Annotated in this window: 11 protein-coding genes and 1 pseudogene; 3 read left to right on the top strand and 9 right to left on the bottom strand. The window is 55.9% G+C overall.

Annotated elements, in window-relative coordinates; genetic code table 11:
* Positions 1 to 10: 10 nt before the first annotated feature.
* Positions 11 to 2,644: an EAL domain-containing protein gene (locus I6F17_RS08385; RefSeq protein ID WP_225125270.1), complete on the bottom strand. Its 2,634-nt coding sequence runs from the start codon at positions 2,642 to 2,644 to the stop codon at positions 11 to 13.
* A 184-nt stretch (positions 2,645 to 2,828) separates the two neighbouring features.
* On the opposite strand from I6F17_RS08385, the gene I6F17_RS08390 reads away from it, so the two are divergent.
* Entirely contained in the window at positions 2,829 to 3,698 is an 870-nt protein-coding gene (locus tag I6F17_RS08390) for a hypothetical protein (protein ID WP_225125267.1), read from the top strand.
* Between the two features lie 360 nt (positions 3,699 to 4,058).
* On the opposite strand, the gene I6F17_RS08395 is transcribed toward I6F17_RS08390, so the two are convergent.
* The 3 genes and pseudogenes from I6F17_RS08395 to I6F17_RS08405 form a co-directional block, all read right to left on the bottom strand.
* Positions 4,059 to 4,538, bottom strand: a complete 480-nt coding sequence (locus I6F17_RS08395; RefSeq protein ID WP_225125265.1) for an acyl-CoA dehydrogenase family protein — start codon at positions 4,536 to 4,538, stop codon at positions 4,059 to 4,061.
* A gap of 57 nt (positions 4,539 to 4,595) precedes the next feature.
* Positions 4,596 to 4,988, bottom strand: coding sequence for a hypothetical protein (locus tag I6F17_RS37605; protein ID WP_249782408.1), 393 nt, complete (start codon positions 4,986 to 4,988; stop codon positions 4,596 to 4,598).
* Positions 4,989 to 5,175: 187 nt separating this feature from the next.
* Positions 5,176 to 5,618, bottom strand: a pseudogene (locus tag I6F17_RS08405) (biotin synthase); the annotation flags it as partial.
* Between the two features lie 1,019 nt (positions 5,619 to 6,637).
* Here I6F17_RS08405 and I6F17_RS08410 point away from each other — a divergent pair.
* Both I6F17_RS08410 and I6F17_RS08415 read left to right on the top strand, forming a co-directional pair.
* Positions 6,638 to 7,021 carry a CidA/LrgA family protein gene (locus tag I6F17_RS08410; protein WP_225125261.1) on the top strand — a complete coding sequence of 128 codons (384 nt, stop codon included), beginning with the start codon at positions 6,638 to 6,640 and terminating at the stop codon, positions 7,019 to 7,021.
* A complete protein-coding gene (locus I6F17_RS08415; RefSeq protein ID WP_225125251.1) occupies positions 7,018 to 7,740 on the top strand; it encodes an LrgB family protein in 723 nt (240 codons plus the stop codon). Before I6F17_RS08410 ends, I6F17_RS08415 begins: the two co-directional genes overlap by 4 nt.
* Before the next feature lie 224 nt (positions 7,741 to 7,964).
* Here I6F17_RS08415 and I6F17_RS08420 read toward each other — a convergent pair whose 3' ends face one another.
* The 5 genes from I6F17_RS08420 to I6F17_RS08440 form a co-directional block, all read right to left on the bottom strand.
* Positions 7,965 to 8,936, bottom strand: a complete 972-nt coding sequence (locus tag I6F17_RS08420; RefSeq protein WP_225125249.1) for an ABC transporter permease — start codon at positions 8,934 to 8,936, stop codon at positions 7,965 to 7,967.
* A gap of 40 nt (positions 8,937 to 8,976) precedes the next feature.
* On the bottom strand, positions 8,977 to 10,518 hold the full coding sequence (locus I6F17_RS08425; protein ID WP_225125247.1) for a sugar ABC transporter ATP-binding protein: 1,542 nt from the start codon (positions 10,516 to 10,518) through the stop codon (positions 8,977 to 8,979).
* Positions 10,515 to 11,477 (bottom strand): ABC transporter permease, encoded by a 963-nt coding sequence (locus I6F17_RS08430; RefSeq protein WP_225125245.1) that lies wholly within the window; start codon positions 11,475 to 11,477, stop codon positions 10,515 to 10,517. The genes I6F17_RS08425 and I6F17_RS08430 overlap by 4 nt, the downstream gene beginning before the upstream one ends.
* Positions 11,478 to 11,546: 69 nt before the next feature.
* Positions 11,547 to 12,722 (bottom strand): sugar ABC transporter substrate-binding protein, encoded by a 1,176-nt coding sequence (locus I6F17_RS08435; protein WP_225125244.1) that lies wholly within the window; start codon positions 12,720 to 12,722, stop codon positions 11,547 to 11,549.
* Between the two features lie 218 nt (positions 12,723 to 12,940).
* Positions 12,941 to 14,455, bottom strand: a complete 1,515-nt coding sequence (locus tag I6F17_RS08440; protein ID WP_225125242.1) for an amidase — start codon at positions 14,453 to 14,455, stop codon at positions 12,941 to 12,943.
* Between the last annotated feature and the right edge of the window lie 437 nt (positions 14,456 to 14,892).

The following is a 14,892-nucleotide window of genomic DNA, read 5'->3' on the forward strand; positions in this document are numbered from 1 at the left end:
GTCCCAAACTCTAGGCGACAAATTTGCGCCCGGGCGACCATTTGGCAATCATTTCAGGAACTGTCGCTATTGGAACAGGCGGACTGAACAGATAGCCTTGCCCTTCGTCGCAATCGAGCGCCGCGAGAAAATCATACTGTCCGACGGTTTCGATGCCTTCTGCCAACGTCGTCATTCCCAGAGCGCGAGCAATACTCACCACGGCTTGCACAATCACAACGTGCTCGGTGCCTTCAGCAAGGTCAGAAACAAACGACCTATCTATCTTGATTTTGTCGAATGGGAAGCTACGGAGATAACTGAGAGAGGAATACCCCGTACCGAAGTCGTCCAACGAAATGCGGACGCCGAGTTGCTTCAACTGACGCAGAGTAGATAGGGTGGATTCATTATTGGTCATGAATACTCCCTCGGTAATTTCAAGCTCAAGGCGATGCGGCTGAAGTCCGGTTGCCGCTAGGGCGTGTCTCACGACCTCGGGAAGATTGGAAGCTGAAAACTGAATCGGGGAAAGATTGACCGCTATCTTAAGATTGTTCGGCCAGTGCGCGGCGCAGCGGCACGCCTCTCTCAGCGCCCATTCACCAAGAGGTTGAATGAGTCCAGTATCCTCCGCTACCGCGATGAATGTTGTCGGCGGTACCATGCCATTGACAGGATGGCGCCATCGCACCAAGGCTTCGAAGCCGGTTATGATGTTGCTCCGCAAATTGAGGATGGGCTGATAATATAGCTCCATCTCATTTTGCTCGATCGCCTCGCGCAGATCGATCTCAAGCTGCCGTCGTTCCCTAAGCTCCCTGTTCATTGCAGCATGATAGAATCTATAGCTGCCACGTCCTTGGGCTTTGACCGCGTATAGTGCCAGATCGGCGGCAATCAGAAGGTCGTCGCAATTTACTCCATCGCACGGCCCAATGGCGATACCTACACTGATGCCAGAACGGATTCGGTGACCTCCGATCTCAAAGGGCTTCTGTGCTGCCTCGATCATGCTATTCGCCAGGTCCGCGATCGCTGGTCGAGACTCAACCGTCGGTACAACAACTGCGAATTCATCGCCGCCGAGCCGTGCCAGCACTTCATTTGCACCGAGCGTATTCTTTAAGCGCCGGGCCATCTCCTGCAGCAGCAAGTCACCGGTCTGATGGCCAAGGGTATCGTTGATAGCTTTAAAACGATCAAGGTCAAGAAATAGGACGGCGAATTCCGCCGCTGGCTGCCCGTTGTCTACTGCCGATGGTTGCCGGCTCATCTGGTCGAGCATGGAGCGGAACATCCGCCGGTTTGGGAGACCGGTCAGTGAATCCTCGGAACTAAGGCGGACTGCATCTGCTTCAGCGCGCGATCTTTTCGTGACGTCAGTGAAGGTTTGGACGAATCCACCATCGGGGAGACTTTCCCTGCGAATCTCGATGATTGATCCATCCGGCATCGTTCGTTCGCTAACGCCGAGTTCTCCTGCGACAAGAGCTCCCAAGATCCGAACAGAAGCCTCGGTCAGTTTGCCCGTAGGTGTCTCGTATTCGGCGAGTTGATCGACTCTTGGTGGGTTCTGTATGAACTCTACGGGCAAATCGAGCAACTCGCCGCAGCGACGATTGATAATCGGAATCTGCTGATCATAGGTAACCAGCATAATTCCCTGATTCATATATTCGAGCGTAAGGTCAAGTTGATTCGCTTTTTGCCTTGCCTTCGCGTCTATCCGTAGAAGCTGCTCAAGAGCAATGAGAACCAGCAAGGTAAGTACGGTACCCACCAACGAATTCAACTTGAGGGCGTTCCGAGAGCTTTCCATGATCTGGCTTTTGCTCAAGCTAACGCTGACCCACAATGGATAGCCCTTGACCTTGCGGACAGTAATGAAACGCGTTTCGTTGTTGGCGGGATCAATGTTTTCAAATGTAGTTTCGACCCCGGCTCCCATTTGGTCGAGCAGTTGTGTTCCGCTAAGATCGTCCCCAAGTGCGTAACCGACCGCGCTCCCGCCACTCGAACGAACCACGCCATCACTTCCGATCAGGGCGATCGCCGCCGCCGATCCAAAATTGATATTGTTGTAGAATTTCGTCAAATGGCCCGGATTGAGCGAGGCCACGACGACGCCGCCGAACGTCCGATCACTATTCACGAAGCGCCGCGTGAATTGCACGGACCATTTTCCGCTGGCACGGCCAACCACCGGCTTGCTGATAAAAAGCTGATCCGCGATGTTGTTCAAATGAAACTTAAAGTGCTCTCGATCGCTCAGATCAAGGGCAGGCGCGGGTTGAGGACCGCTGTTCGACGCGCGCATAATTCCCTTGTCGTCGATAATGGCGACTTGGACGATAATGTCGCTCAGCACGTCGGTCGTGTTGGCAATAGCGCTAAAACTAACCGAATTTTTCCGGGTCTCAATGCTCCGTCGCAGGTATAAGAGCGCCTTATCAATTTCTCCGATTGATCGAAGAACATTCTCTTCGAATACTAGCGCAAAGTTACGAGCGTCCCGATGCGCCTCTCTTTCGTCCCCCCGAACATCGCCGAAGTATTTTACAGCAACTCCTGCCCACACCATGGTGATGATCACCAAGCCGAAAATTGCCGAGCTTCGACGCTCAGCAATCAGCTTTGGCAACTCTAGGATTTGTAAATTCATGCCGAGAACAGGCCCCCTATCGGCAGGGCTTACTCGTCGGATATTTCGGGCGACTTAACTTCATTGATCGGCCACCGGAGCGTGAGGTTAACCTTAATAGATGGGCCACCTCTCTCCCGAGTTGACGTTGAGAAAAATAACCGATTATTAACTCGCGATAAAAAGATCTTCTTTCGGAGTTCATATGTCGGGTTGCGATACGGTTGGTCCGAAAGAAGACGCATTAGCCCACACTGAATTTAGGGCTTGTTCGCAACCCTTTGGCAACAGAGCTGTTGACGGAGCATTTGAACGATCAAGCGAAATTGCGGTGCCTGTCACTCCTCGAGCCAAGGAGATTGCGCCAGAAAAGGTCCTGCAAGCCTTTAATACTTGGGCTTTTAAGCGTGAGCAACCTGACAACTCTGCTGCAATGTTGCAGAGCATTTCCAAATCAATTGCGGTCAGAAATCCCGTTCCGTTTGTGCTCTATTGGGGCAAAGGTCCGCGGTCCAACATCGACAAGCCAGACTTCGAATGTCTCAACTATTTGGCTGCCTTCACCCGCCGAATCAGCACAACATATGCACCGGGGGCGGCATTAAGGCTGATTTTCACCGATACCCATGCGGAATTGAACGGACATTCATCACTGAACATACGCCAGTACTTTGATGAGGTTGCGGACGGCGCCCGCGAACGCGGTTTCGAGAGCTGTTGGTTGGGCGACCTCACAAGGGCCGCAGAAGCGGATAGCAAAAGTCCTTTAATCGATGAGATCGTACCGGAGCCGACGTTCCAGCGGCTGCTTGCCAGCGCGATGAAATGGTATCGTGGAAATGGAAGTTGTGAGGAGGGCGCAATAGAATATTACCGGATGAACATGATCGAAAAGCGCGCGGTCGAACGTGCATTTCCTGACTCAATTTTTATCACCTTCAATGGAAGCGAATTTCGAGGGCTTTTCCCCCCAAACCTTCCAATTTTCTACATGTATTCGCTTCGCAAAGGGATCAGCATCAAACCCTGGTTCCTCTTCCCAGATACGGACGCCTGCGAACAGCGAGCAAGTTAGTCTCGCGTGTTGGAAATGCCGCGCTACGTTGTTGAGATTTATTCTTCCGAGGACGGGCCGCCTTGCGGATATTGTCCGGGTCTAGCTAAGAAGGGCGGCTAGAGCGGGCTTGCAGAGGGCAAGATAGACAGCTGCGGCAAAGTCTCCGCAGACAATCTGCTCATAGGATGATTTGGACTCTTCGGGGAAAGCGAACTCTCGCTGCTCAGTGGGCTCCGGCGTCCAAATGCACTTTCAATAGCGCAGCCCACACGTGTGGCGCAGGATTCCAGAACGGTAGGAAGTCGCACTGTCGAAGCGCGTGCCGCTGAGGCCGGAGCGAGCGAGGGCTAGCGCCCCGCCGGCCCGGCGAATTTCGGTCTATTCTCCCCCCTCGTAGAACAGCTCGAGCGGCAGCCCGACCAGCGCCTTGCCGATCCAGTCGCGAGCAATCACATTCGAGGGTCCCATGGCTATGGCTGCCCGTGCGTCGCGGAAGGAGCGCTCGATGGGTCCTCGGTGATTGCCGTAACCTCCCGTAACCGTGAGCGCCGCCGCCGCGACCTTGTTCGCAACCTCGGCTGCATGCACCTTGAACTCGGTCCGAGAAATGAGGATTTCGCTCTGCGGCTTGCCGGCTCGCCAGAGCTCATCCAGCCTTGCCGCGAGTTCCAGGCGCCACGGCCGCAAGGTCTCGACCAACACCTTGGCTGCACCGAGTTCCTGCCGGATCGCCTGATAGTCCGACAGGCTCTTGTTTCGGTCCTTGTGCACGAAATTCGTGGCGTGCGTGGTGACGGCCTGACGCCAAACGACCTCGCTGAAGACTGGGCTTTTCCAAGAAATGTCGACGCCCGCCAACTCGGGAAGGACGAGCAGATCAACCGGCGCCTTAGCGAGCTCACTTTCCAGCCGGCTTCACATCGCTGTCGCGCTGTCGCGATGATCGGGAAATTCGCAGGTCGCTACTCGGATGATCGCCGTGTCCTCCATGACAGCCAAAGTTGCGCCAAGCGATGCCGGGTTGACCAGTGGCACAAAGTTGACGGCAATGCCTTGGCATCCATATTTGCGTGGGCGCAACACCACTTGGATCAAGACCTGGCGATCGACCTCCTCGCTTCCCGCGCTGGAATGAGCCGCCGCACTTTCATCCGGCGACTCGAGGAGGCAACCGGCATGTCGCCCGGTGATTGGTTGACGCAGGCACGCGTGTCGCGGGCTCGCGAACTCCTCGAGGCGACGCAGCTCCCAATCGAGGGTATCGCGGTCGAGACCGGCTTCGGCTCGGCTGAGGCGCTGAGACATCATTTCAGACAGAGAATCGGTACTAGCCCCATGCGTTATCGTGCGGCCTTTCAGTTACCTGCGCGAGCGGGAGCCGAAAATTGCTGAGCAGCATATGGCGGTTAAATCGCTAAGCGCGAGCTTCAGGACGGTCGCCTGCCCCTGTTGTCGATTGGCCAAAATGCCAAAGCTAGTGTTTGAAGCAAGCTGGCTACCGTCGCCAGTATCCATGTCGGTTTGGCCGTCCCAGCAGCTCGGCGTCGCGGTCGCGCTGCGGGTTGGGCGTGGTCAGCAGCACGTCCCTGATAAACATCGAGTTGGCACCGGCAAGGAAGCGGAGTGCCTGCAATTCATCAGTCATGTACTGACGTCCGGCAGAGAGCCGGACCACGCTTTGTGGCATCAAGATGCGCGCCACCGCAACGAGGCGCACCACATCGATGGGATCCGGCCGTTCCGCGGTTACGTTGACCGGGACGCCCCTTGACTTCATTCGAAAGATTGATGGAAACACTCTCCGGGTGAACGGTCATGTTGGCGAGCAGCACTAGCATGCGGAGCCGGTCGGTAGCCTGCTCGCCCATTCCGATGATGCCGCTACAGCAGACCTTGATGCCGGCTGCGCGACACGCGGTCCAGCGTGTCGATGCGATCCTATGCAATCACGGGAATGGATGTTGTGCAGGCAGTACCAGAAGTTCGCGGTCCGCAACTACACCGCGCCTCCCTCCTCAGGCACCCCCACGGGCTGGTGCCGCACCACCTGACGGGCGTGGCAGCCATCCGGCGAGCCCTGCTTTGACAACAACTATCCAGCGACATCCTTCTTGGGTGCGCATCAATGGATGAGACAACCGGCAGCCTTCCAAAAAATGCCGCTGCCGGATTTCTCCAACAGCGGCCTAAGTCTTGGGAGAAAGCAGACGAGCCGGTCTGCCAGCGGAGCCGAGCAACAAAACAGAATCTCAATCGTGGTCGCCCATTGACACTGCCGACCTCTTTCCGCTCGCATTGCGGAGCGGTTCGACTTCGACTTTGCGCATTGAAACGTCATCAAACGGTTCGAGATACGGAGTGAAGTCCTGCTTCCAATCGCCATTCTTCCAAATGAACTCGCCTGGGTCATTGGGGCACGACGCAGCATCGGGGTAACCTTGAGTAAATAGACCAGGCGACCTCGAGAGGCGACCGGACGAAGATCGTGAGAAACTCGCGGCCTACGCAGATAACGGTTTCAACCTATCGAGGCCGGACACTTGGCTTGCCAACCAGCAAATTAAAAAAATTCGATCCCAGCATCCGAAAAATGTGAGACACAATTTGCAATTATCGTGCGTTTTCTGACCAACGGCCAAACAATGGAGATAGAGAGATCAGAGGCTCACGAGATGAGCACCAGTTGTGCTTGCCAAACCATGCACAGAAAACTTGAGAACTCCTGATTTTTGAAATACGTATTGCGGTCACCGTCGATCGAAAATCGACGAGGCAATGCTGCCTGCCTAGCAAGCTCTCTCACAGGGAGAGGAGCGTGCGCGATAATTCCGACGAGGATAAGGACGGATTACTAGAGTCGCTCCGTCTTTGGCCACGATGCATCGCGCTTTGCCGGAGGCTGTGGATTATGCGTCAGGTCCTCAACTACTTGATGCGATTTATCGTAAGGGTCGTTCATGATCGCGAGTCTCACTGTTGTCCTCCTCTGCCAACTCATCGGCGAGGTCATTGTGCAAGGTCTGAGCTTACCGTTGCCAGGGCCTGTGCTTGGTCTCCTCCTCTTGCTGATCATGCTGCTTGCCCGCGACCGCTTCGTGATGATGGCCCGAGGACCGTTTCGGGATAATAGCGTGCAGAATGTCAGCAAGGGACTGTTGACTCACCTGTCGCTCCTTTTTGTGCCAGCCGGCGTTGGGGTCGTGCAGAAACTTGATCTGCTCGCTGCGCATGGCATAGGCATCATTTGCATTCTTATGGTGTCGGTGACTGTGACCTTGCTCGCGACCGTGCTGACGTTCCAGATTGTCAGTCGCTTCACAAGCCGAGAGGACGCTCGATGAAGGAAGATCCGTTTTCGCTCTGGGTCTATCTGTCGCAATCCCCCTTACTTTGGCTGACAATCACTTTGCTGGTCTACGCAATAACCGACGCGGTATCAGTTGCAACGCGCCGTCATCCACTCGGCAACCCTGTGTTGCATGCGATGTGGATCATCGGCTTGTTTCTGCTTCTGACGGGTACCTCCTACACAACCTACTTCGCTGGTGCGCAGTTCGTACATTTTCTGCTGGGGCCTGCAACCGTCGCGCTCGCCGTGCCTCTCTATGAAAATCGCAAGCTGGTCACCGCGGCGATCGTTCCGATGCTGACCGCCCTGGTTGCCGGCTCCGTTACAGCTGTCACATCTGTGGTCCTTCTTGCCGAGGCCGCCGGGCTTCCCCTCGAAACTATCCTGTCTCTTGCGCCAAAGTCACTCACGGCCGGCGTTGCAATGGGAATCAGCGAAACGCTACATGCGGATCCGTCGGTGACTGCTGTCGCAGTCATTCTCACTGGTATCATGGGCGCCATCATCGTGACCCCCTTGATGAACTGGACAGGCATCATCGATTTTCGGGCTCGAGGCTTTGCCGCAGGCATCGCGGCGCACGGCATCGGCACCGCACGCGCTTTCCAGGTTGATGAGATCGCTGGTGTGTTCTCAAGCCTTGGCATGGGCCTGAATGCCCTTGTGACATCCTTCCTGGTGCCGTTCGCAGTAACGGTATTGATAAAATGATGCGCGAGACCTCTCGCCGCTATTGGACTCTGCATCGACGAAGAATGTCCAGAGACGAACCGCTTCGCCAGTAGCACCTTCATAGCCCTCGTTTACGTTCCGAGATGTCCATGGGCGCTGTTCGGACACCACTCGCACTCCCATAAAACAAGATAAAGCCTGAAAGGGAAGCCTGTGCAAGGAAGCCGCCCAATTGACTCGCTCAATACCGGAACAGATCCCGTCTACTTGATGAAGGCAAGCCGTGATCGATCGAGCGTGACTGTCACGGCCAGGATGACGATAAGGCCCGTCACCATGATCTGGATGTAGGTATGCACCCCTGCGATGTTTAAGCCATTTTGCAGAACGGCAATCACCAACACCCCGATTAGCGTTCGATGCACGCCTCCTGAACCGCCTGAAAGAGCGGTGCCGCCCATGACCACAGCTGCGATCGCCTGAAGCAAAAGGTCATCCCCCATCCGGGCGGTTCCGGTCGAGGTTCGCGCGACAAGCAACAAGCCTGCAATTCCGCAGAGCATTCCGGATGCGACGAACGCGATTGCTTTCGTGCGAAGAACATCGATGCCCGAAAGCCGAGCCGTCACTCCTCCCCCTCCAATTGCAAACAGAGATCGCCCGAAATGGCTTCTCGCACCGATAAAAGAGGCGACCGCAAATATCAGAAGCGCCAGAATTCCCGAGTTTGGAATGCGCCCGATCATTGCACCGGATGCGACCCATGTGAGATCCGGACTGCGAAAAAACACGTTCACTCCGCCACTGATCCAGGTGGAAATGCCCCCAATGATGGTCATGGTGCTGAGGGTGGCGACAAAGGACGGGATCCGCAGGCGCAGCACCAAAATGGCGTTGAAAAGGCCGCAAAGCGCCCCGATGACGGAAGCAGCAAACAGGATCGCAGCGGCGCTGAACCCGAAATCCCGGATCAGAACTGCCGAGGAGATTGCCACGAAGGTCACGATCGCGCCGACGGAAAGGTCGATTGCTCCCGTGAGAATGACAAAGGTGATGCCGGTCGCCACGATGAGCAGGATGGAGGACTGTCTCATCAGATTGAAAAGGTTTATCCAGCTCAGGAAGCGAGGATTGATGGCTGTGAAAACGATGACCATCGTCAGCAGCAGAAGCGCGGGGCCACCTGGATTTATGATCGCGCGGTGACGCTGAACAAACTGCCTCGCGATCTCCATTGTAGCCTCGAGTCGCAATCTCGATCTACGCGCCTTTGTCTCAGACCATGTGCCTGACAAGTTCCTGCTCCGTCGGTTTATCATTGGCAGGCGCGTCCCGCTCGAACTGGATCTCGCCATCGCGCATCACCAGAATCCGGTTTGACAAACCGATGAGCTCGAGCAGATCGTCCGATATCAGAAGAATGGCTGCTCCCTGATCCGTCAGATCCCTGAGGACACCGTAGATCTCCTCTTTTGCGCCGACATCAACACCACGGGTAGGATTGTCGAGCACCAGAACCTGTACCCCTCGCGCCAGCCATTTTGCCAGCACGACCTTCTGCTGGTTTCCGCCAGAGAGGAATTGGCAGAGTTGCGTCGGCCCGCTGCATCGAATCCGTAAGCCATTGACGTGCTTCTGCGCTAAAGACCGTTCTCGCGCTGCCGATATGATTCCAGTCAGCCGGGAGACGAGGGGCAGCGAAGCCAGAGAAATGTTCGCTTCGACTGACATGTAAGGTACGATGCCTTCGGTCTTTCGTTCCTTGGGGACGAAGCCTACGCCATTTGCGATGGCGGCCTTGCCACGCCTCCGAAGGGGCAGGACTTTTCCGTTCACCTCGACGGTGCCGGCTGCCGGAAACGGATCAAATCCGACAACTGCCCTTCCAACGGCCTCTTTGCCGCATCCAACCAGTCCGCCAAGTCCGACGATCTCGCCTTTTCGAACATCGAAACTGACGTTCCTGACGTTATCGCCCTCAAGCCCATTCGCCGAAATCACAATCGGCGCTTCGGTGACGTCCAGCTGGCGCTTTTCCTTGAAGTACTCCTCATCCCGGATTCGCCCCACCATCGCCATGTGCAGGTTCTGCTCGGAAATCCGTTCTCCGGCAAACTCACCCACGTTTCGACCATCTTTGAAGACATAGATGCGATCGCACAGCTCTATGTATTCGGAAAGCCTGTGAGTGATAAGAACGAAGGATGCGCGCGCACGGAATTGGCGGATCGAGTCGAAGAGAAGCCTGACTTCGCGCTCACCGATGGCCGCGGTCGGTTCGTCAAGCAGGATGATAGGGTGGTCAATGTGGAAGTACTCAGCCAATGCAAAGGCTTTGGCAATCTCGATCATCTGCCGGTCGTGGAAGGCGTAGTCACTCGTCCGCCGACGTGGGTCGATGTGCGCAAGACCCAAGTCTTTCAGATGCCGTTCGCTGTAGGCAATCATCGCTTTTCGATCAACGAGGGCCAGCCGGTTGGTAAAATTGACTTCGAGCGACAGAAAGATATTTTCATAGACGGAAAGGCTGGGAATAAGGGCCTGCTCCTGGAACACCATCGAGATCCCGGCCTCGACGGCCTGGGTGTAACGGAGGGGCTTGAACGGTTTACCGAATAACTCCATCTCGCCCCCATTCGGGGGATGGATGCCAGCGATCATTTTGAGGGTCGTGGATTTTCCCGCCCCATTTTCACCTGCGATGCCGACAATCTCGTTTGGAAAAATCTGAAGATCAACTCCTTCCACGACCCAAATGCCGTTAAAGCTCTTGGATCCGCCTCGCATCGCGAAGATTGGATTGCGTACTGCCATCATCTCACGTCCTCCGCGCTCACACGCTTCGTGTTGAGGAGAACAGCGAACAGTATGACGACCCCCTGGATGATCGCCTGCAGATGAGGCGCGAGCGCAAGCGTGTTCAGACCATTCGAAAGAGTCGTCGTGAAAAGCACCCCAAGAATCGTCAGGCGCACGTTGCCGAATCCTCCGGTAATCGCAGTACCGCCGACGACCACCGCGGTAATGGTGTCCAGAGTCATGAAGCTGCCCATTGTCGCTGTGGCGGATCCAAGACGCGCGGCCAATAACGCTCCGGCAAAACCCCCCAGGAGGCCGGACAACGCAAACGCCTGTATTTTGATCGTATTGACCTTCACTCCAACAAGAGCGGCTGTTTGCTCGTCACTTCCAAGTGCAAGCGTCATACGGCCAAACCGAGTGCGCGCCCCTAGAACGACTGCAGCCATATAGATGACGAGGGAAATCAGGACCGCATTGGGAATCACATTCAGCCATGCGCCCTGAGCGATGTCGATCACGGCGGCATCAGATACCGTCAGCGAACGGCCATCAGAGACAAAGAGGACGGCACCCGAGAGAGTGGTTGCGGTTGCAAGCGTCACCAGGATGGAGGGGATCCTGAGGTAGACGTAGACGAGCCCGTTGATCACACCACAGGACAGGCCCACCAGACAAACAATGGGAATTGACCAGAAACCGAAGTCCGGCGCCATCCGCGCAACCAGCATGCCACAGAAGCTCGCGATCGCTCCGATCGAAAGGTCAATGGAGCCCATCAAAATGACGAAAGTCGCACCGACCGATGCAACCAAGAGGACAGAACTGGATAACTCAATCGCCCTCAGGTTTCCCACGGTCAAAAATGAGGGGGCCGCCAAGCCGATGGCCGCGCATGCGACAGCAAACACCGAAATGGTTACGATGCGCCGCGCTAGCTCGCCATCCCCACGCCCGACCTGCCATGCCTGCAACATTTTGCGATCCGATTGAGCATTTTCTTGGAGGGATGCCTCCCTCGAGAAGGGAGGCATCCAGGCGTCATTTTACTCGGGAATTCGCTGCTTGTAGTGGTCCTTATACTCCGCCGTCAGCTTCCCCACACAACCCGCGTCGAAGGCTTCCTGATATGGCTTCGGAAGGTTGTAACCGGCGGGCATACGGCTTCCCCAATAGGTCTTCACGTCGATCGGCCAGACGTAGTTTTGAGGGTCCCAATCGTTGGGATGGAGCGCGCGCGACATTTTCTTCCAGTCGAAGGGCAGCTTTTCCCCTGCAAGAAACGCCTGATACTTGTCGACATTCGCAGCCGTAATCAGCGTCGCCCCCGTGTACATCATGCGTTCGCACGGACTCGGCTTGAACCCCTTGGAGGCGTCGTACGCCCGCACAAGTGCGAAACCGGCCTGCCACTGTGGCGTAAAGCCCATGGTAGCAAGAATTCGGCCCTCCTTCACCAGCTTCAGGGTTTCGCCGTTGCCGTCAAGCCCTGTGATCGGGATGTGCATACCAGCATCTTCAACGGCCTGCATGGCTCCGAGTGCGATCGAGTCGTTCTGACCGAATACCGCATCGATCTTGGAATGTGCCACCAGCAGGTCTTCCATGACCTTGCGGGAGTCGACCTGGTTCCATTTTCCTGGCTGGCGGGCGACGACCTTGATGTTCGGGTATCCAGCGAGGGCCTTTTCGAAGCCTGCGGTTCTGGCGATGTCCGCATCGACCCCGGGAAAGCCTGTGATATGAACGACGTTGCCTTTTCCGCCGATCTTGTCGAAAAGCAGCTTTGCTATTCTATAGCTGTTGTCGACGTCGTCCGGCGTGAAGAAGGTCGCGAAGGCATAGTTGTCGGTCCCACCGTCCAAAGGATGAAAGCCCGGCAGAGATTCCCAGACAGCAACGTGCACTGCTCCTGCCTTTTTCGCCATCTCGACGATGGGCTTGATGTTTGCAGCGACCAGATTCTCGCCGAATGTAATTTTGACGCCCGCCGCGAACTGAGCTTCGTAGATTTCGATTTGCTTGGCGGCATCACCCTTTCCCGAAAGGATGCGGTAATTTAAACCGAGCGCTTTCGCCGCCTGCTCGGCACCTTGCGACCAGTTGTTGAAATACTCGTTCTCCAGCGTGGAGACCTCGGACAGGACATCTTCGGCCCTTGCGGCTGTAAACGACGCCAACAGAGCGGCTGTTGCAAAAAAGTAGGCAGACAAGTTGCGCATTAGTTCCCTCCTCTACTCGTTTCAAACCTCGATCGTCTCTCAAAGAGCCCGCAATCCGCGTGCAGGCGCCGTCATCTCTCGATATCGCGTTTGGCGTGAGAAAATTGACGAGTCATCTCTTACGCCGCGTGCTCGCACGCGCGACTTTCCCTCGTCACATCTAAGGTTGTGGTATTGATCATGGCGGGACAGCTTCGGCGTCACCCGTCCCATTGCTTCTACATTTGTTTCCAGTCGCCAATCTGCTCGAACGCATGCGCCGCCCTATAGATGGTCGTCTCCTCGAAGTGACGACCAACAAGCATCAAACCCACTGGCAGGCCATCCACCATTCCGCAGGGCAGCGACATAGCGGGATGGTGCGTGAAGTTGAACGGAGCGGTATTGGTGAACATCTCAGTCGCGCGCGCGATATAGTCCTCTCGGCTGACATCCTGCGGAGGAAGCTGGGTCGCCTTCATCGGCGTCGTTGGCATTAGAAGAAGATCGTAATCCTTAAGCGTGTTGTCGTATGCCGCCCTCAGGCGGCGAGATATGTTGACCGCCTTGCCGTAAAATCGCGGCCCATAATTGTTATTGATGTATGTGCCGAGCATCAGGAACAGCTTCGCCTGCTCGGACAGGGAATTCGCTTTCCGCCGCCAGCCGCGATGAAAGTCCATGAGCGACAGTGAAAAGAGGTCCGATCGGCTGGTACCATAGCCGTCGCCGAACATCATGGTCTGTGTCGCGCCCTCGGTACCGATCGGCGTCCAGATTGCGGCTCCCTGGAGGTGCATCGGCACTGACACTGTCTCTACCGAGGCGCCGAGATCTTTGAAGCGCTTGGCGGCTTCACGAACGCTTCTGTTGACAGTCGCCTCCGCTCCGGGTTGCTCAAAGCCCTCCTTCAGAACGCCGATCTTCAATCCACTGATACTTTGGCCGAGCGCTTTGGTGTAGTCTTCGACCTTCGGCGCCTTGATGCGCGGATCGTAACCGTCGTCTCCAGCAATCACTTCAAGCAACAATGCGTTGTCGGCGACTGTTGCGGTCATCGGACCGGTGTGATCCAGCGTCATTTCATTGGGCATGATGCCGGTATAGGGGACCAAGCCCCAAGTCGGCTTCATGCCGTAGATTCCGCAAAAGGACGAGGGCATGCGTATTGAACCGCCCTGATCGCCGCCGATCGCCATATCGACTTCGCCAAGGGCAACGACAACCCCGGAGCCCGAAGACGAGCCTCCTGCGGAGTAGCCCATCTTGTGAGGATTGTGCACGGGTCCGAGCGCACCGGTATGGCTGCCGCCGGATGTGCAAAAGCATTCGCAGTGGACTTTGCCTGCAATTTCGGCGCCCGCGTCCAACATCCGACTGACAATGGTCGCATCGATTTCAGGAACAAATCCTTCGAGCGTCGCCGAGCCGTTCATCATGGGCACCCCGGCGAGCATGATGTTGTCTTTCAGCGCGACTGTCTTTCCCTTGAGCTTCCCACTAGGCGCCCCCAGCACCCTCGTCTTTCGATACCAGGCGTTGTGCGGGTTCTCCTCGGCTCTCGGCTGATATCCCGGCGTGCGAGGATACTTCACCGCAGGCAATTCGTCGGGAACGGCGTCGACATAGTTGTAGGCTTCAAGCGCCCCCTTGATAAGGCCGCGGAAGGAGACAAGGTCTTCATCGGAAAGTGAAAGACCGCATTGCCCTGCGACATCTCGCAACTGCGCTGGTGTAGGCGGGACGATTGACACTGGGCTTTCCTCCTCGAGGTGGGCTATTCGTATGTGTGAGGCCGCTCTGCGGTGGCTCGTCACTAATATTTCAACAAAATATGCTTGGTGCAGCCGAGTCACCGAGCCCGCGCTCAAAACTGGGTAATTTTGAGTAATTCATCCTACAAAAATCGCCGAAAAAAGAAGCAATTTATGCGGGAATAATGCGCATTCAGCGCGACAATTATTAGTCCTACCGGGGAATCGATCATTTGTGTACTAACACAGCGAACTGCTGGCACCGAGATTTGGCTCTCGCGTTTACAATCCAGAAGCTGTCGGAATAGAAGCGATCCAAGATCACCGCGACAGGTAGCCAACCACGCTCGCTCAAGAGCCGTGGATTGCGGTACCCCTGATGCAGAGTCCAAAGTTGCTGCCTGGAGGTTCACTCCCGCACGTCAAGCGAGGCGAGA

Source organism: Bradyrhizobium sp. NBAIM18 (genome assembly GCF_020193825.1).
Lineage (GTDB): Bacteria > Pseudomonadota > Alphaproteobacteria > Rhizobiales > Xanthobacteraceae > Bradyrhizobium > Bradyrhizobium yuanmingense.